The following is a 17,698-nucleotide window of genomic DNA, read 5'->3' as shown; positions in this document are numbered from 1 at the left end:
GTCGTCGCCGACCCCGCCTTCACCGCGGACCCGTTCACCATCCACACCCGCTGGATCGAGACGGAGTTCGACAACGACATCAAGCCCTTCACCGCACCCGCCGACGCGGACACGGAGGACGAGGCCGGCCGGGAGACCGTCGTCGTCGAGGTCGGCGGCAGACGCCTGGAGGTCTCGCTCCCCTCCTCACTGGGCATGAGCCTGGCCCGTACCGGCCTCGCCGCCGGTGCCAAGCCGAAACGGCGCGCGGCCAGGAAGTCCGGCCCCGCAGCCTCCGGCGACACCCTCGCCTCACCCATGCAGGGCACCGTGGTGAAGGTCGCCGTCGAGGAGGGCCAGGAAGTCGCCATGGGCGAGCTGATCGTGGTCCTGGAGGCGATGAAGATGGAACAGCCGATCAACGCCCATCGCGCGGGAACCGTGAAGGGCCTGGAGACGGAGGTCGGTGGCTCGCTGGCCTCCGGCGCGGTCATCTGCGAGATCAAGGACTGACGTTCCGGGGGCCTTCCCGCGCGCCGACTCCCCCCGCCCACAACTCACCCGCGTTGACATCACCGCGCACCGACCTCACCCGCGTTGACATCACCGCGCACCGACCTCACCCGCGCTGACATCACCGCGCACAGATCTGATGGGCTCTGACATTCATCTGACCTGAACTCCCTTGAGGTGCTGTGCCCTTTAGGGAACTCTGGAATTCGCGTTCGCCGGGTTGCTGCGCGTGAAGTTGATGAGAAGCCCTTTCCGATGTACGCGGAGGAGACGAAGTATGCACAGTACGTTGATCGTGGCCCGGATGGATTCCGAATCCAGCATCGACGTGTCGAAACTGTTCGCTGATTTCGACGCCTCCGAGATGCCTCACCGCATGGGCACCCGACGTCGCCAGTTGTTCGCCTACCGGGGCCTCTACTTCCACCTGCAGGACTTCGACTCCGACAACGGGGGAGAGCTGATCGAGCAGGCCAAGACGGACCCTCGCTTCGTGCGGATCAGCGACGACCTGAAGCCGTTCATCCAGGCCTACGACCCGGCGACGTGGCGTTCCCCTGCCGATGCGATGGCGAGCCGCTTCTACAACTGGGAGGCGTCCGCGTGACGGGCCGGCGAGTCGTCATCACCGGCATCGAGGTCCTGGCACCCGGTGGCATCGGCGTCAAGGACTTCTGGAGCCTGCTCAACGAGGGCCGCACCGCGACCCGCGGCATCACGTTCTTCGACCCCTCCCCGTTCCGCTCCCGCGTTGCCGCCGAGATCGACTTCGACCCCGAGGAGCACGGGTTGAGCCCGCAGGAGGCTCGCCGCATGGACCGGGCCGCGCAGTTCGCGGTGGTCGCGGCCCGGGGCGCGGTCGCCGACAGCGGCATCGAACTGGGGCAGCTGGACCCGTACCGCGTCGGCGTCACCGTCGGCAGCGCCGTGGGCGCCACGATGGGTCTGGACGAGGAGTACCGGGTCGTCAGCGACGGGGGACGGCTGGACCTGGTCGACCACACCTACGCCGTGCCGCACCTCTACGACTACCTGGTGCCGAGTTCGTTCGCCGCCGAGGTGGCGTGGGCGGTGGGCGCCCAGGGCCCGAGCACGGTGATCTCCACCGGGTGCACCTCGGGCATCGACTCGGTCGGTTACGCGGTGGAGCTGATCCGCGAAGGTGCGGTGGACGTGATGGTCGCGGGCTCCTCCGACGCCCCGATCTCACCGATCACGATGGCCTGCTTCGACGCGATCAAGGCCACCACACCCCGCCACGACGAACCCGAGCGCGCCTCCAGACCCTTCGACGGGACGCGTAACGGATTCGTGCTCGGCGAGGGGGCCGCGGTGTTCGTCCTGGAGGAGCTGGAGGCCGCGAAGAAGCGCGGTGCCCACGTCTACGCCGAGATCGCCGGCTACGCCACGCGCAGCAACGCCTACCACATGACCGGCCTCAGGCCCGACGGTACGGAGATGGCCGAGGCGATCCGGGTGGCGCTCGACGAGGCGCGGATGAACCCGCAGGAGATCGACTACATCAACGCCCACGGATCCGGCACCAAGCAGAACGACCGGCACGAGACCGCCGCCTTCAAACGGAGCCTCGGGGAGCACGCCTACCGCACCCCGGTCAGCTCGATCAAATCGATGGTCGGACACTCGCTGGGCGCGATCGGCTCCATCGAGATCGCCGCGTCCGCCCTGGCGATGGAGAACAACGTGGTACCCCCCACGGCCAATCTGCACACGGCGGATCCGGAGTGCGACCTCGACTACGTGCCGCTGACCGCCCGCGAACAGATAACCGACGCGGTGCTCACCGTCGGCAGCGGGTTCGGCGGTTTCCAGAGCGCCATGGTGCTGGCCAGGCCCGAGAGGAGCACGGCATGAGCGTGTCCGCGGTGGTGACCGGACTCGGCGTTATGTCGCCGAACGGGCTCGGCGTCCAGGACTTCTGGGCGGCGACCTGTGGAGGCAAGGGCGGCATCGGCCGGATCACCAGATTCGACGCGTCCTCCTACCCAGCACGGCTGGCCGGTGAGATCCCGGGCTTCACGGCCGAGGACCACCTGCCGAGCCGGCTGCTGCCGCAGACCGACCGGATGACCCGGCTGGCGCTGGTCGCCGCGGACTGGGCACTGGAGGACGCGGGCGTGACGTCGGCGGAACTGCCCGAGTTCGACATGGGCGTGGTCACGGCCAGTCATTCCGGCGGATTCGAGTTCGGCCAGAACGAGCTGCGGAAGCTGTGGAGTCTGGGCAGCCAGCACGTCAGCGCGTACCAGTCGTTCGCCTGGTTCTACGCCGTCAACAGCGGCCAGATATCCATCCGCAACAACATGAAGGGCCCCAGCGGCGTCGTCGTCAGCGATCAGGCCGGGGGCCTGGACGCGGTCGCACAGGCGCGCCGGCAGATCCGCAAAGGCACGAAGCTGATCGTCTCCGGCGCGGTGGACGCGTCCCTCTGCCCCTGGGGGTGGGTGGCCCAGCTGGCGGGCGGCAGGCTGAGCACCAGCGACGATCCGACGCGCGCCTACCGGCCGTTCGACGCCGACGCGGGCGGCCACGTTCCCGGCGAGGGCGGCGCGATCCTCATCGTGGAGGACGCCGACGCGGCCCGACAGCGCGGTGCCAGGATCTACGGAGAGATCGCGGGGTACGGCGCGACCATCGATCCCCGGCCGGGCAGCGGAGGCGAGCCAGGACTGCGCCGGGCTCTGGAAACCGCTCTCGCGGACGCGGGCGTGCGGCCCGAGGAGATCGACGTGGTCTTCGCCGACGCGGCGGCGGTGCCCGAGCTCGACCGTGCGGAGGCGCAGGCGCTCACCGCGGTCTTCGGGCCGCGTGGGGTTCCCGTCACCGCACCCAAGACGATGACCGGCCGCCTGTACTCCGGCGCCGCCCCGCTGGACCTGGCCGCGGCGTTCCTCGCCTTTGCCGACGGCGTCATCCCGCCCACGGTCAACACCGACCCGTTGCCCGAGTACGGCCTCGATCTCGTCCTCGGAACCCCACGTCCCGCCGCACTCCGCACCGCCGTCGTGCTGGCCCGCGGCCAGGGCGGTTTCAACTCGGCCGTGGTGGTCCGGGCCGTCGACTAGGGCGGGTCCGGCGGACCCGGCCCTGACCCGCCGGACAGGCCCTGGGGCCTGTCGTCGAACTGCGGCCTGCCGGGCGACGTCTGGCCCCAGGGCCGCGTGAGCGGTCCGGCCGAACCTCTGCCGGGGTTCCGCGCACACCTCATCCAGCACACGAAGGGAAGACCGCACGTGACCGCAACAACGGAATTCAGCCTGGACGACCTGAAGCGGATTCTGCGCGAGGGCGCAGGCGCCGACGAGGGCGTGGACCTCGACGGCGACATCCTCGACACCGGCTTCGAGGAGCTCGGCTACGAGTCGCTGGCCCTGCTGGAGACGGCCGGCCGGATCGAGCGCGAGTTCGGCGTCACCCTCGATGACGACGTCCTGACCGACGCGCAGACGCCGCGCACGCTGCTTGCCGCCGTCAACGCCACGATCGGCTCCGTGGGGACCGTGGCCTGACGGATCCGGCCCGCTCAGCCCCGACCACCGCCCCCCCATCACCCACCGGAGAAGAAGATGCCGGAGCAGATCAAGAAGGTCGCCCTCGTCACCGGAGCCACCAGTGGCATCGGTCTTGCCGTGGCGCGGCTCCTCGGCGAGCAGGGACACCAGGTTTTCATCGGCGCCCGTAACGCGGAGAACGTCGGATCCACCGTCAAGCAGCTGGCCGAGGAGGGCGTCGACGTCGACGGCGCCGCCGTGGACGTCAGTGACGGCCGCGCCGTGACGGCGTTCGTGCAGGCGGCCGTCGACCGCTTCGGCACCGTCGACGTACTGGTGAACAACGCGGGCCGCAGTGGCGGCGGGGTGACCGCCGACATCGCCGACGAACTGTGGGACGACGTCATCGCCACCAACCTCACCAGTGTCTTCCGGGTGACCCGCGAGGTCCTGAACACCGGAGGCATGCGCCATAAGCAGCGCGGTCGCATCATCAACATCGCGTCCACCGCCGGCAAGCAGGGCGTCGTGCTCGGTGCCCCGTACTCCGCCTCCAAGCACGGTGTCGTCGGCTTCACCAAGGCCCTCGGCAACGAACTGGCGCCCACCGGTATCACGGTCAACGCGGTCTGCCCCGGTTACGTCGAGACGCCGATGGCCCAGCGCGTCCGCCAGGGCTACGCGGCCGCCTACGACTCGACCGAGGAGGCGATCCTGGAGAAGTTCCAGGCGAAGATCCCGCTCGGCCGCTACTCCACACCCGAGGAGGTGGCCGGCCTGGTCGGCTACCTGGCCTCCGACACCGCGGCCTCCATCACCTCGCAGGCGCTGAACGTCTGCGGCGGCCTGGGCAACTTCTGAGACCGACGGAGGAAACGACATCATGACGACCCGCCAGGTCGAGCACGAGATCGCCATCGAGGCTCCCGCCGACGCCGTCTACCGGCTGATCGCCGAGGTCGACAACTGGCCTCGGATCTTCCCGCCCACCATCTACGTGGACCATCTGGAGCGGGGCGACGGCGAGGAGCGCATACGCATCTGGGCGACCGCCAACGGCCAGGCCAAGAACTGGACTTCGCGCCGTACCCTGGACCCGCGGGAGCGGCGGATCGAGTTCCGTCAGGAGGTCTCCGCCCCGCCGGTCGCCGCCATGGGCGGCACCTGGATCATCGAGTCGCTCTCCGGCACCCGGTCGCGGGTGAGGCTGCTGCACGACTACCGGGCCGTCGACGACGACCCGGAGGGTCTGCGCTGGATCGACGAGGCCGTCGACCGCAACAGCCGCTCCGAGCTGGAGGCGCTGAGGACCAACGTCGAACTGGCGCACGCGGCCGAAGAGCTGACCTTCTCCTTCGAGGACACGGTGCAGGTCGCCGGCTCGGTCAAGGACGCCTACGACTTCGTCAACGAGGCTGACCTGTGGGCGGAGCGGCTGCCGCACGTCGCGTCCGTCCGGTTCAGCGAGGACACCCCCGGGCTGCAGAGCCTGGAGATGGACACCCGGGCCAAGGACGGCTCGACGCACACCACCAAGTCGTACCGGGTGACCTTCCCGCACCACCGGATCGCCTACAAGCAGGTCACCCTGCCGGCGCTGATGACCCTGCACACCGGCTACTGGACGTTCGAGGAGAACGAGGAGGGAGCGGCCGTGTCCTCGCAGCACACCGTGACCCTCAACACGGACAACATCGCCCGGATCCTCGGCCCGGACGCGACGGTCGCGGACGCCCGGGAGTACGTGCGGAACGCGCTGAGCACCAACAGCCGGGCCACCCTCGGACACGCCAAGGACCACGCCGAGAGCCGACGGCGCTGATGGCGGCCGCACGCGCCGTGGACACCGACGTGCTCGTCGTCGGTGCGGGACCCGTCGGGCTGATGCTCGCCGGGGAACTGCGCCGCGGCGGTGCGGAGACCGTCGTGGTGGACCGCGGGGAAGGGCCCACCACCGAGTCGCGGGCCTCCACCCTGCACGCCCGCACCATGGAGATCCTCGACAGCCGCGGTCTGCTCGACGCGCTGGGCGACCCGCCGAACGAGCCCCGCGGGCACTTCGGCGGGATACCGCTCGACCTGACCCTGCCCGGCCCCTGGCCCGGACAGTGGAAGGTGCCGCAGACCCGCACCGAGGAACTGCTCACGGAATGGGCTTCCGGACTGGGCGCGGATCTGCGCCGTCGGCACGAGCTGCGGGCGGTGCGGGCGGACGCGGACGCCGTCGAGGCGGTCGTCGACGGCCCCGGCGGGAACGCGCTGCGCGTCCGGGCGCGGTACGTCGTCGGCTGTGACGGTGAGGACAGCACACTGCGCCGGCTCACGGGGGCCGAGTTTCCCGGCCGTGCACCGGTGCGCGAGCTGCTGCGCGCCGACGTCGCCGGGATCGAGGTGCCCGACCGGCGTTTCCAGCGGCTGCCGGGCGGCCTGGCCGTCGCGGCGCGCCGGTCCGACGGGGTCACCCGGGTCATGGTGCACGCGTTCGGCGCGGTGGCCGGGCACCGCGACGGCGACGTGGACTTCACCGAAGTGGCCCAGGCGTGGAAGCAGGTCACCGGCGAGGACATCAGCGCCGGAGCCCCGCTGTGGGTGAACTCCTTCGGGGACGCGCACGGACAGCTGGTCCGTTACCGCGAGGGCAGGCTGCTGTTCGCCGGCGACGCGGCCCACCGGCAGATGCCCATCGGCGGCCAGGCGCTCAACCTCGGGCTCCAGGACGCCGTCAACCTCGGCTGGAAACTCGCCGCCCAGGTGCGCGGCGGTGCTCCCGAAGGCCTGCTCGACACATACCACACCGAACGGCACGCGGTCGGCCGCCGGGTCCTCGGCAATATCCGGGCCCAGGCCCTGCTCCTGCTCGGCGGCCCCGAGACCGAGCCGATGCGGGCCCTGCTGCACGAACTGATCCGCGACCGGCCCGAGGTGCGCGAACACCTGGCGGGGATGATCTCCGGGCTCGACATCCGCTACGGCGACCACCTCCGCCTCCCTCACACCGGGCTGCAGACGCCCGAAGGCACGTCGAGCACCACCGCGCTCCTGCGCACCGGGGGCCGCGGACTGCTGCTCGACCTGGCCGACGATCCCGGGCTGCGCGCCGGGGCCGCGCCCTGGGCGGACCGGGTCGTCACCGTCACCGCCCGCCCCAGCGGCCCCCACGGCCCACTGGGCGACGCCGGCGGCGTTCTCGTACGGCCTGACGGCTATGTCGCGTGGACGGGCGACGGGGCCGCGGAGGCCGTGGACGCGCTCCGCGCCTGGTTCGGCGAAGCTCGCTGAAATGTTCTGACCGGAATTGACATCGTTCTGACCTGAGTCACCTTGAAGCCGGTCCGGCGGCTCAGGATGATGGGTGCTGGATTCCGCTAGAAACACCGGCGGAGAAATCCTGGAGGCAGGTGCCGTGAAAGGAATTATTCTGGCCGGAGGCCACGGAACGCGATTGCATCCCATCACGATGGGAATATCGAAGCAATTGCTTCCGGTGTACGACAAGCCGATGGTCTATTACCCGCTTTCGGTGCTGATGCTGGCCGGTGTCCGCGAAATCCTCATCATTTCCTCCCCGCAAGATCTGGAGGGATTCCGCCGGCTTCTCGGTGACGGCTCCGACTACGGACTGACCATCACCTACGCACAGCAGGACGAGCCGCGCGGCCTCGCCGACGCCTTCGTCATAGGCGCCGACCACGTGGGCGGCGATCCTGTGGCCCTGGTCCTCGGGGACAACATCTTCCACGGCCCCGGCTTCAGCGGGCTGCTCCAGGACACCGTGGTGGACGTCGACGGCTGCGTGCTGTTCGGCTACCCCGTGCGCGACCCGGAACGGTACGGCGTGGGAGAGGTGGACGGCGAGGGGAACCTCCTGTCGCTGGAGGAGAAGCCCGCCCGCCCCAGGTCGAACCTGGCCATCACGGGGCTGTACTTCTACGACAACGACGTCGTCGACATCGCCAAGAACCTGCGCCCCTCCGCGCGCGGCGAGCTGGAGATCACCGACGTGAACCGGCTCTACCTGGAGCGTGGCAAGGCGAAGCTGATCTCGCTGGGCCGCGGCTTCGCCTGGCTCGACACCGGCACGCACGACGCGCTGACCGAGGCCGGCCAGTACGTGCAGATCCTGGAGCACCGCCAGGGGGTCCGCATCGCCTGCATCGAGGAGATCGCCTGGCGCATGGGATTCATCGACCGCGAGGCCTGCTACCAGCTCGGCACCAGGCTCGCGAAGTCCTCGTACGGCCGCTACGTCATGGACGTCGCCGCGGCCGGCTGACCACAACCGCCCACCTCGACCTGGGAGAACCGTGCCCTTCATCTCGCCCGACGACGGCTACCTGAGCCTCTTCAACCTCTTCGACACCGAGGACCGTGACAAGGAGTCACAGGTCCTGAAGGCCATGCGGGGCATCGTCGACAACGCCGACTACCCGGGCTGGATCTCCTCCACCGTGCACGCCGGACAGGACTCCCCGGGCACCGCCAACCTCGTCCAGTGGCGCAGTGCGGAGGACCTCGCGAAGAGGTACGCGGGGGAGGAGTTCCGGACCAGGACGGTGCCGGAGTTCCACCGGCTCGCGACCACGGTGCAGCTCATCCGCACCGAGGCGGTCTTCGCCCAGCGCCACCCGTCCCTGGGGGACACCACCGAGATCTCCCCCGACCGTGACGACTACACCGTCATCTTCGTCCTGAGCTGCGAGCCCGAGAACCAGGCGGCCCTGGTCGACACGCTCGCCAAGCCCGACGAATGGCTGCTGACCGTCCCCGGCTACCGGTCCCACGCCTACTTCCGGTCCCTCGACGGCACCTCGGTCCTCAACTACGCCCAGTGGGACGGCAAGGAGGCCTACGACGCCTTCCACACGCTGCCCGACACCGAACGCCCCCTCGACGTGCAGAAGGGGCGGGTGCGGGCGCGGTCACTGTCCACCTCACGGTGGGCGAACACGTTCCGGGCGTGGCACTCGCGCTCCGCCCAGAGCTGACGGCCCGACGCCTTCCGACCGGAAAGACACGTCATGCGCTTGCTGTTCACCACTCTCCCAGGGCCCTCGCACATGCTGCCGATGGTCCCCCTGGCGCAGGCCGCGCTCGCCGCCGGACACGACGTGCTCGTCGCGGCGAGCGGCCCCGCTCCGGCCACGGCCGCGTCGGCCGGCCTGCACGCCGTCGCCACCGACGACGGGGCGTCGGCCGAGCCGTACGAGGACATGGTCCGCCGCTTCACGGAGACCGACATCAGCTGGAGGCTCAGGCCCGACGAGGTGATCGCCCACGTCGCCGAGGTCTTCGCGGAGGTCGGAGCCCGCATGGTGGACGGGCTGGTCGACACGGCCACGGCCTGGGGTGCGGACGCCGTCGTCTACACACCGCCCGCCGTGGCCGGGCTGCTCGCCGCCCGTGCCGTCGGCGTCCCCGCGGTCCTCCACGGCATCGGCACCCGCCGCCCCACCTTCCGGCCCGCGCTCCAGCGCCTCGCCCCCGTCGCGGAGCGGCTGGGCGTCGCCGACCTGCCCGAGGCCGAGGTGGAACTGGACCTCAACCCCGCCTCGCTCGTCCCCGTACTCCAGGACGGCCCGCTCAAGAGCGGCGCCGCGCACGTCCTGCCGATGCGGTACGCGCCCTACACCGGCGGCGCCGTACTGCCCGACTGGGCGCTGCGCCGGGGCGACCGGCCCCGCGTCGCGGTCACCCTGGGCTCCCTGCGCACCTTCTACGGCGACGGTACGCGCCTGCTGGAGATCATCGACGGCCTCGCGAAGCTGGATCTGGAGGTCGTCCTCACCACCAGCGGTGCCGACCTGTCGGCGCTGCCCGACCCGCTGCCCGGCCGGGTGCGGGTCGTCGACTGGATACCTCTGCGCGCCCTGCTCGCCACGTGCGACGCGATCGTCCACCACGGGGGCATGGGCACGATGTACGCCTCCTTCGACGCCGGGGTACCCCAGCTCGCCGTGCCCATGGCGCACGACGACGGGCACGCCGCCGCTCAGGTGCTGGCCGCGCGGGGGGCGGGCCTGATGCTGGAGGGCCCCGAGGCCACCGGCGCCGAGATCGCCTCCGCGCTGGCACGACTGCTCGACGAACCCGCCTTCCGGTCGGCGGGCGGGGAGGTGGCGGCGGAGATGCGGGCCATGCCGGCACCCGCCGACGTCGTCGCCACGCTGCCCGGACTGCTCGGGAGCAGCCGATGAGGATCCTGGTGACCGGGGGAGCCGGATTCATCGGTTCCCACTACGTGCGCGCGCTCCTCGACGGCCGCTATCCCGGCTCGGCCGAAGCCCGTGTGACCGTCCTGGACAAACTGACGTACGCCGGCGACCGCCGCAACCTGCCGGCCACGCACCCGAGGCTGGACTTCGTCCACGGCGACGTCTGCGACCCGGAGCTGCTGGCGGACCTGGTGCCGGGCCACACCGCGATCGTGCACTTCGCGGCCGAGTCCCACGTCGACCGCTCCCTCGTCGGCGCCGCCGAGTTCGTCCGGACCAATGTGATGGGCACCCAGTTCGTGCTGGCGGCGGCGCTCGCCGCCGGCGTGGAGAAGGTCGTGCACGTGTCCACCGACGAGGTCTACGGGTCGATCGAGGAGGGGTCCTGGACGGAGCAGTGGCCGCTTCTGCCCAACTCCCCCTACGCCGCCTCCAAGGCGGCCTCCGACCTGGTGGCCCGGTCCTTCTGGCGCACCCACGGCCTGGACGTCTCGGTGACCCGCTGTTCCAACAACTACGGGCCGTACCAGCACCCCGAGAAACTGATCCCCCGCTTCGTCACCAACCTGCTGCGCGGTGAGCCGGTCCCGCTGTACGGCGACGGCCGCAACCGCCGCGAGTGGCTGCACGTCGACGACCACTGCCGGGCCATCCACCTGGTCCTCGAACGGGGCCGGGCGGGCGAGATCTACAACGTGGGCAGCGGCAACGAGATGACCAACCTGGAACTGACCGAGCGGATCCTCGACCTGTGCGGGGCCGGACCCTCCATGATCCGCCGGGTCACCGACCGCAAGGGCCACGATCTGCGCTACTCGCTCGACGACGGCAAGATCCGCGAGGAGCTCGGTTACGCGCCCCGCACCGCCTTCGACCAGGGGCTCGCCGAGACCGTCGCCTGGTACCGCGAACACCCGGACCGGTGGCGCACCGCGGGAGCGGCGGCGGACGCGGCAGCCGCGGCCTGAACCACACGTAGCTGACAGCCAATGGACAGGAGGGGACGATCGTGGACACGGACGTCATCATCGTCGGTGCCGGGCCTACCGGACTGATGCTCGCCGGCGAGCTGCGCCTCGGCGGAGCCAGGGTCGTCGTGGCGGAATCGCTGGACGAGCCCACGGGACAGTCGCGCGGACTGGGCTTCACCGCCCGCGCGTGGGAGGCCTTCGACCAGCGCGGCCTGGTGCCCCGTTTCGGGGGCTTGCAGACCAGCCCGGTGGGCCACTTCGGCGGCGTGCAGTTCGACTACACCGTGCTGGAGGACGCGCACTTCGGAGCCCGTGGCATACCCCAGTCGCAGACCGAGGCGGTGCTGGAGGAGTGGGCCTCCTCCCTCGGCGCGGACATCCGGCGCGGCTGGGAGTTCCGCTCCCTCACCGACCACGGTGACCGCGTGGAGGTCACCTTCCGCACGGCGGAGGGGGAACAGCGGCTGAGCGCCGGCTACCTGGTGGGCTGCGACGGCGGGCACAGCACGGTGCGCGGCGCGGCCGGGTTCGACTTCCCGGGAACCCCCGCCACCCGCGGCATGTACCTGGCCGACGTCGTCGGCTGCGATCTCAAGCCCCGGTTCCTGGGCGAGAAGCTGACGGGCGGCATGGTGATGGCCGCCCCGCTGGGCGAAGGCGTCGACCGCATCATCGTCTGCCCGCACGGCACACCGGCCCGCGACCGCGCCGAGAAGGTCACGTTCGAAGAGGTGGCCGACGCATGGCAGCGCATCACCGGCGAGGACATCTCGCACGGCGGTGCCGCCTGGGTCAGCTCCTTCACCGACGCCACCCGCCAGGCCACCGAGTACCGGCGCGGCCGTGTGCTGCTCGCCGGCGACGCCGCGCACATCCACCTCCCGGCCGGCGGACAGGGCCTGAGCACCGGTGTGCAGGACGCGGTCAACCTGGGCTGGAAACTGGCGGCCGAGGTGGCGGGCCGGGCCCCCGAGGGACTGCTCGACTCCTACCACACGGAGCGGCACGCGGTCGGCGTCCGGCTGCTCAACAACACCCGGGCGCAGGGAATGGTCTTCCTCGGCGGTGAGGAGGCCGACCCGCTGCGCGAGCTGTTCACCGAGCTCATCGCACACGACGAGGTCAAGAAGCACCTGGCCGGCTCGGTGAGCCACCTCGACATCCGCTACGACTTCGGACCCGGTGAGCACCCGCTGCTCGGTCGTCGGCTGCCTCCGCGGCGCCTGCGCACCTCCGCCGGCGCCACCACCAGCACGGCCGAGCTGCTGCACCCCGCCCAGGGCGTGCTGATCGACCCCGCGGGCGACGAGGAACTGCACCGCACCGCGGCCGGCTGGAAGGACCGCGTGGTCACCGTCGTCGCCGTCCCCGACGAGGCGGAGACCCGCTCGGACCCCTTCGCCGGGGCCGCCGTGCTCGTACGGCCGGACGGATACGTCGTCTGGACCTCGGCCGACGGCGCCGGGGCCGAGTCCGCCCTGCGGCGCTGGTTCGGGCCGTCCACGGCCGACGAGAGCTGACCCGCACCGCGGGACCGGGACCGGACCGGCCCCGACCCGACCCCGAGCAACGTCAAGCAGGAGGCGATCGCGTGACCACCCGAGTCTGGGACTATCTGCCGGAGTACGCAGAGGAGAAGGACGACATCCTGGACGCCGTCCAAAAGGTGTTCGGTTCAGGCCAGTTGGTGCTCGGGGAGAGCGTCAGCGGCTTCGAGAGCGAGTTCGCCGCCTACCACGGGCTGCCCTACGCCACCGGCGTCGACAACGGCACCAACGCCCTCAAGCTCGCCCTGGAGGCGCTGGGCGTGGGAGCCGGGGACGAGGTCGTCACCGTCTCCAACACGGCCGCGCCCACCGTCGTGGCGATCGCGGGCACCGGTGCCACACCCGTGTTCGTGGACGTCCGCGAGGACAACTTCCTCATGGACGTCGACCAGGTCGAGGCCGCCGTCACCCCGCGCACCAAGGTGCTGCTCCCCGTCCACCTCTACGGCCAGAGCGTCGACATGGCCCCGCTGCGACGCATCGCCGAGCGGCACGGGCTGAAGATCCTGGAGGACTGCGCCCAGTCGCACGGCGCCCGCCACCACGGCGAGCTCACCGGCACCCTGGGGGACGCGGCCGCCTTCTCCTTCTACCCCACCAAGGTCCTCGGGGCCTACGGTGACGGCGGGGCCGTGATCACGGCGGACGAGGAGACCGACCGTGCCATGAAGCAGCTGCGCTACTACGGCATGGACAAGACCTACTACGTCGTGCGCTCGCCGGGCCACAACTCCCGCCTGGACGAGGTGCAGGCGGAGATCCTGCGCCGCAAGCTGACCCGGCTCGACGCCTACCTCGCCGGCCGCAACGCCGTCGCCCGCCGCTACGAGGAACGCCTCGGCGACCTCGCGGGAGGGGACGGGCTGCTGCTGCCGCGTACCCAGCCCGGCAACACGCACGTCTACTACGTCTACGTCGTCCGCCACCCCAGGCGCGACGCCGTCATCGAGGCGCTCAAGGCGTACGACATCCACCTCAACATCAGCTACCCGTGGCCCGTGCACACCATGTCCGGCTTCGCCCACCTCGGATACGCCGAGGGGTCCCTGCCGGTGACCGAGAGGCTGTCCGGGGAGATCTTCTCCCTGCCGATGTACCCGTCCCTGGACGAAGGCGTCCAGGACAAGGTCGTCGACGCCCTGCGCGAGGTGCTCGCCCGTGTCTGAGCACGCCGGGATCTACGACGTCGGCGAGATCTACGACGCCATCTACCACGGCCGGGGGAAGGACTACCGGGCCGAGGCGGCGGTGGTCGCCAAACACGTCCGCAGCCGCCACCCCGGGGCCGCCTCCCTGCTCGACGTGGGATGCGGTACCGGAGGCCATCTCGTGCACCTCGCCGAGGAGTTCTCCGAGGTGCGGGGGATCGATCTGGCCGAGGGCATGCTGGAGGTGGCGCGCCGCACCGTGCCGCACGTGCCGGTCGAGCGCGCGGACATGCGCGACTTCGACCTGGGCGTCCGCTTCGACGCGGTGGTGTGTCTGTTCGCCGCGATCGGCAACCTCTCCGGGCAGAAGGACCTCGATGCCACCCTGGCGTCGTTCGCCCGCCACCTCGTGCCGGGCGGGGTGGTCCTCCTCGAACCCTGGTGGTTCCCGGAGAACTTCACCCCCGACCACGTGGGCGGCAGCGTCGTCACCCACGACGGCATGACCGTGGCCCGCGTCTCCCACACCGTCCTCCACGAGAAGGGCGACGCCAGCCGGATGGACGTGAGTTACGTCGTCGCGCGGCCCGGGCAGGGCATCGAGCACTTCTCCGACACGCACGTCATGGCCCTCTACGGCCGCGAGGACTACGAGTCGGCCTTCACCAGGGCCGGACTCACGGTGGAGTTCATCGAGGGCGAGTACGCCGGCAACGGCCTCTTCGTCGGCGTCAAGCAGGAAGGTGCGTGAGCGTCGTGCAGGTGCACAAGCTGGGGATCGAGGGCGCCTTCGAGTTCACCCCCGCCGTCTACAAGGACGACCGGGGCCTGTTCTCCAGCCCCTTCCAGAGCGCGGCGTTCGCCGAGGCGACCGGCCGGCCGCTGTTCCCGGTCAAGGACATCAGCCACAACCTGTCGGCCGCCGGCGTCCTGCGCGGCATCCACTACACCGCCACCCCGCCCGGCCGGGCCAAGTACGTCTACTGTCCGCACGGCCGGGTGCGGGACTTCCTGATCGACCTGCGGACCGGCTCACCCACCTTCGGGAAGTGGGAGACGACCGAGCTCAGCGGCGACGACTGCCGTGCTCTGTACGTCCCGGTCGGCGTGGGTCACGCCTTCCTCTCCCTGGAGGACGCCTCCATGATCGTCTACGTCATGTCCGAGGGCTACGTCCCGGAGAACGAACGCGCCGTCTCCCCGCTCGACCCCGAGCTGGGCCTGCCGCTCCCCGGGGGACCGCCGCCCGCACAGTCGGAGCGGGACCTGTCCGCGCCCACCCTCGCCGAGGCCCGTGAGCGGGGCCTGCTGCCCTCCTACGACGCCTGCCTGGAAGTGGAGGCCCAGCTGTGGCCGTGACACCCCCGCTGATCGTGCTGCTCGGCGCCACCGGCTTCGTCGGCTCCGCGGTGCTGCGCGAGCTCGCCGCCGAGCCGGTCCGGATCCGGGCCGTCTCCCGCCGCCCGGCCCCGGTCCCGGAGGGTGCCGGCGACAGGGTCGAGGTGCGCACCGCCGACCTGACCGCACCCGGAGCGGTCGCCGAGTCGCTGGACGGCGCCGACGTCGTGGTGCACACCCTGCTCCACAACGCCGGGGCCACCACCTGGCGCGTCGAGGACGGCGACACCGGCGCCGAGCGGCTCAACGTCGGCGTGGCCCAGGACGTCGTCGAGACCCTGCGCGCCCGCCGTACCGAGGGCGCCCCACCGGTGCGGGTGCTGTTCGCGGGAGCCGCCTCGCAGGTCGGCCCGCCGGACAAGGAAGTGCTCGACGGTACGGAGAGCGACCGGCCCAAGGGCGCGTACGACCGGCAGAAGCTCCGTGCCGAGCGGCTCCTGCTGGACGCGGACGCCGAGGGTGTCCTGCGCGCCGCCTCCCTCCGGCTGCCCACCGTCTTCGGCTACGGCCCGTCCTCCACGGCCCGGGACAAGGGGGTCGTCTCCGCCATGGTGCGCCGCGCCCTGTCCGGGGAGCCCCTGACGATGTGGCACGACGGAACCGTGCGGCGCGACCTGCTCTACGTCGAGGACGCCGCCCGCGCCTTCATCGCCGCCCTGGACCACATCGACGAGCTGGCCGGCCGCCACTGGCTGCTCGGCACGGGTTCGGGCCGCCCGCTCGGCGAGGTGTTCCGTACCGTGGCGGACCTGGCGGCCGGCCGTACGGGCGAGCCGGCCGTACCCGTGGTGTCCGTGGAGCCGCCCGCGCACGCCGAGGCCGGCGACTTCCGCAGCGTCACCGTCGACTCCTCCGCCTTCCGTGCCGTGACCGGCTGGCAGCCCCGGACGAGCCTGGACGAGGCGCTGCGGCGCACGGTGGCGTTCCAGGCCGACGGCGGCGAGGGGGCTCTGTCGTGACCGCGCCCGCCGTCCTGGCGCCGCCGCTGCGGCCGCGCACCGATCCGGAACTGGCGGCCCGGCTGGCCCGCTCGGCCGCCACCGCGGACGGCCACTTCCTGAGCACGGCCGACGTCGACGCCTGGCTCGCCGGCCGGGCACGCGCCCATCGCTTCCGGGTGGACCGGGTCCGGCTCGACCGCCTCGACGGCTGGTCCTTCGCCGAGGGCACCGGCAACCTGGTCCATCACACCGGGCGGTTCTTCAGCGTCGAGGGGCTGTCCGCCTCGGTCGGCGAGGGCCCGGCCCACACCTGGGAGCAACCCGTCATCCGGCAGCCTGAGGTCGGTATCCTCGGCCTCCTCGCCAAGGAGTTCGACGGAGTCCTGCACTTCCTGATGCAGGCCAAGATGGAGCCCGGGAACCGCAACCTCCTCCAGCTGTCCCCGACCGTGCAGGCGACCCGCAGCAACTACTCCGCCGTGCACCGCGGTTCACGGGTGAAGTACCTGGAGTACTTCGCAGGCGAGGGGCGCGGCCGGGTTCTCACCGACGTGCTCCAGTCCGAGCACGGCTCCTGGTTCTTCCGCAAGTCCAACCGGAACATGCTCGTCGAGGCCGACCCGGGCACCGACGTCCCGCTCCACGACGACTTCTGCTGGCTCACCCTCGGCCAGCTGGGCCGGCTGCTGCGCCGCGACAACGTGGTGAACATGGACTCCCGCACCGTCCTCGCCTGCTTCCCCGCGCCGCCCTCGGACGGGGGAGCGCTGCTCACCGACGCCGAACTGCAGTCCTGGTTCACCGTCGAACGCTCCCGCCACGACGTGGACGTCCAGCGCGTCCCGCTGGCCGGCATCAGGGGCTGGCGGTACGGCGACGACGTGATCGAGCGGGACGACGGCCGCTACTTCCGGGTGGTGGGCGTGCGCGTCGAGGCCGGCAGCCGGGAGGTCGGCGGCTGGGACCAACCACTGATCGAACCCACCGGCACCGGAGTGACGGCGTTTCTGTACCGCACCTTCGAAGGGCTGCCGCACCTGCTGGTCAACGCCAAGGTGGAGGCCGGTTTCCTGGACACCGTGGAGATCGCGCCCACCGTCCAGGCCACGCCCGGCAACTGGGCGCACCTCCCCTCCCGGGACCGGCCGCCGTTCCTGGACCTGGCGCTCGATCCCCCGGCCGACCGGGTGCGCTACGCGGCCGTGCACTCGGAGGAGGGCGGACGCTTCCTCAACGCCGAGAGCCGCTACCTGTTCATCGAGACCGACGAGTCCGAGACTCCGCTGACCCCGCCCCCCGGGTACCAGTGGGCCACGCCGGCCCAGCTGCGCGCGCTCACCGGCCACGGCCACTACGTCAACGTCCAGGCGCGGACCCTCCTGGCCTGCCTGGAGACCGGCGCGGTACGGCTCCAGGGCGCGGGCGGCGCCCCGGCGGGTCCCGGGTGAACCGGAGCCGGAACAGCCCGGGCGGGACG

18 protein-coding genes are annotated in these 17,698 nt (G+C 71.2%); all 18 read left to right on the top strand.

What is annotated here, in order from left to right:
- On the top strand, window positions 1-492 hold a 492-nt coding region (locus AB0F29_RS39885; protein WP_361883447.1), incomplete at its 5' end, for a biotin/lipoyl-containing protein.
- A 277-nt stretch (window positions 493-769) separates the two neighbouring features.
- Complete coding sequence (locus AB0F29_RS39880) at window positions 770-1,099, top strand: TcmI family type II polyketide cyclase (RefSeq protein ID WP_361883444.1); 330 nt, start codon at window positions 770-772, stop codon at window positions 1,097-1,099.
- Complete coding sequence (locus AB0F29_RS39875; RefSeq protein WP_361883441.1) at window positions 1,096-2,367, top strand: beta-ketoacyl-[acyl-carrier-protein] synthase family protein; 1,272 nt, start codon at window positions 1,096-1,098, stop codon at window positions 2,365-2,367. Before AB0F29_RS39880 ends, AB0F29_RS39875 begins: the two co-directional genes overlap by 4 nt.
- On the top strand, window positions 2,364-3,578 hold the full coding sequence (locus tag AB0F29_RS39870; protein WP_361883438.1) for a ketosynthase chain-length factor: 1,215 nt from the start codon (window positions 2,364-2,366) through the stop codon (window positions 3,576-3,578). Before AB0F29_RS39875 ends, AB0F29_RS39870 begins: the two co-directional genes overlap by 4 nt.
- 168 nt (window positions 3,579-3,746) lie before the next feature.
- Complete coding sequence (locus tag AB0F29_RS39865) at window positions 3,747-4,022, top strand: acyl carrier protein (protein WP_326703848.1); 276 nt, start codon at window positions 3,747-3,749, stop codon at window positions 4,020-4,022.
- 57 nt (window positions 4,023-4,079) lie between these two features.
- Window positions 4,080-4,865 carry a 3-oxoacyl-ACP reductase FabG gene (fabG, locus tag AB0F29_RS39860; protein ID WP_361883435.1) on the top strand — a complete coding sequence of 262 codons (786 nt, stop codon included), beginning with the start codon at window positions 4,080-4,082 and terminating at the stop codon, window positions 4,863-4,865.
- A gap of 22 nt (window positions 4,866-4,887) precedes the next feature.
- On the top strand, window positions 4,888-5,826 hold the full coding sequence (locus AB0F29_RS39855; protein ID WP_361883432.1) for an aromatase/cyclase: 939 nt from the start codon (window positions 4,888-4,890) through the stop codon (window positions 5,824-5,826).
- Window positions 5,826-7,283 carry an FAD-dependent monooxygenase gene (locus AB0F29_RS39850; RefSeq protein ID WP_361883429.1) on the top strand — a complete coding sequence of 486 codons (1,458 nt, stop codon included), beginning with the start codon at window positions 5,826-5,828 and terminating at the stop codon, window positions 7,281-7,283. Before AB0F29_RS39855 ends, AB0F29_RS39850 begins: the two co-directional genes overlap by 1 nt.
- Window positions 7,284-7,407: 124 nt before the next feature.
- Entirely contained in the window at window positions 7,408-8,277 is an 870-nt protein-coding gene (gene rfbA, locus AB0F29_RS39845) for a glucose-1-phosphate thymidylyltransferase RfbA (RefSeq protein WP_361883426.1), read from the top strand.
- Window positions 8,278-8,308: 31 nt separating this feature from the next.
- The gene (locus AB0F29_RS39840) at window positions 8,309-8,989 is read left to right on the top strand and encodes an antibiotic biosynthesis monooxygenase family protein (RefSeq protein WP_361883423.1); all 681 of its coding nucleotides are present in this window, start codon (window positions 8,309-8,311) and stop codon (window positions 8,987-8,989) included.
- A gap of 33 nt (window positions 8,990-9,022) precedes the next feature.
- Window positions 9,023-10,198: a nucleotide disphospho-sugar-binding domain-containing protein gene (locus tag AB0F29_RS39835; protein ID WP_361883420.1), complete on the top strand. Its 1,176-nt coding sequence runs from the start codon at window positions 9,023-9,025 to the stop codon at window positions 10,196-10,198.
- Window positions 10,195-11,184 (top strand): dTDP-glucose 4,6-dehydratase, encoded by a 990-nt coding sequence (gene rfbB / locus AB0F29_RS39830; RefSeq protein WP_361883417.1) that lies wholly within the window; start codon window positions 10,195-10,197, stop codon window positions 11,182-11,184. The genes AB0F29_RS39835 and rfbB overlap by 4 nt, the downstream gene beginning before the upstream one ends.
- A 41-nt stretch (window positions 11,185-11,225) precedes the next feature.
- Window positions 11,226-12,707, top strand: a complete 1,482-nt coding sequence (locus AB0F29_RS39825; protein WP_361883414.1) for an FAD-dependent monooxygenase — start codon at window positions 11,226-11,228, stop codon at window positions 12,705-12,707.
- Window positions 12,708-12,778: 71 nt separating this feature from the next.
- Window positions 12,779-13,900, top strand: a complete 1,122-nt coding sequence (locus AB0F29_RS39820; RefSeq protein ID WP_361883411.1) for a DegT/DnrJ/EryC1/StrS family aminotransferase — start codon at window positions 12,779-12,781, stop codon at window positions 13,898-13,900.
- The gene (locus AB0F29_RS39815) at window positions 13,893-14,633 is read left to right on the top strand and encodes a class I SAM-dependent methyltransferase (RefSeq protein ID WP_361883408.1); all 741 of its coding nucleotides are present in this window, start codon (window positions 13,893-13,895) and stop codon (window positions 14,631-14,633) included. The genes AB0F29_RS39820 and AB0F29_RS39815 overlap by 8 nt, the downstream gene beginning before the upstream one ends.
- On the top strand, window positions 14,630-15,241 hold the full coding sequence (locus AB0F29_RS39810) for a dTDP-4-dehydrorhamnose 3,5-epimerase family protein (RefSeq protein WP_361883405.1): 612 nt from the start codon (window positions 14,630-14,632) through the stop codon (window positions 15,239-15,241). Before AB0F29_RS39815 ends, AB0F29_RS39810 begins: the two co-directional genes overlap by 4 nt.
- Window positions 15,232-16,239 carry an NAD-dependent epimerase/dehydratase gene (locus AB0F29_RS39805; protein ID WP_361883402.1) on the top strand — a complete coding sequence of 336 codons (1,008 nt, stop codon included), beginning with the start codon at window positions 15,232-15,234 and terminating at the stop codon, window positions 16,237-16,239. Before AB0F29_RS39810 ends, AB0F29_RS39805 begins: the two co-directional genes overlap by 10 nt.
- Window positions 16,236-17,669, top strand: a complete 1,434-nt coding sequence (locus AB0F29_RS39800) for an NDP-hexose 2,3-dehydratase family protein (protein WP_361883399.1) — start codon at window positions 16,236-16,238, stop codon at window positions 17,667-17,669. Before AB0F29_RS39805 ends, AB0F29_RS39800 begins: the two co-directional genes overlap by 4 nt.
- Window positions 17,670-17,698 lie beyond the last annotated feature (29 nt).

The organism is Streptomyces sp. NPDC026589 (assembly GCF_040638385.1).
Classification (GTDB): Bacteria; Actinomycetota; Actinomycetes; order Streptomycetales; family Streptomycetaceae; genus Streptomyces.
The sequence above is the reverse complement of the archived record's forward strand: the minus strand, read 5'-3'. Positions and strand labels throughout refer to the sequence as shown.

Bases quoted from the DNA above. Each gene is read 5' to 3' on its own strand.
- rfbB (WP_361883417.1), top strand. From the start codon at position 10,195: ATGAGGATCCTGGTGACCGGGGGAGCCGGATTCATCGGTTCCCACTAC.
- AB0F29_RS39870 (WP_361883438.1), top strand. From the start codon at position 2,364: ATGAGCGTGTCCGCGGTGGTGACCGGACTCGGCGTTATGTCGCCGAAC.
- fabG (WP_361883435.1), top strand. From the start codon at position 4,080: ATGCCGGAGCAGATCAAGAAGGTCGCCCTCGTCACCGGAGCCACCAGT.
- AB0F29_RS39880 (WP_361883444.1), top strand. From the start codon at position 770: ATGCACAGTACGTTGATCGTGGCCCGGATGGATTCCGAATCCAGCATC.
- AB0F29_RS39835 (WP_361883420.1), top strand. From the start codon at position 9,023: ATGCGCTTGCTGTTCACCACTCTCCCAGGGCCCTCGCACATGCTGCCG.
- AB0F29_RS39855 (WP_361883432.1), top strand. From the start codon at position 4,888: ATGACGACCCGCCAGGTCGAGCACGAGATCGCCATCGAGGCTCCCGCC.
- AB0F29_RS39850 (WP_361883429.1), top strand. From the start codon at position 5,826: ATGGCGGCCGCACGCGCCGTGGACACCGACGTGCTCGTCGTCGGTGCG.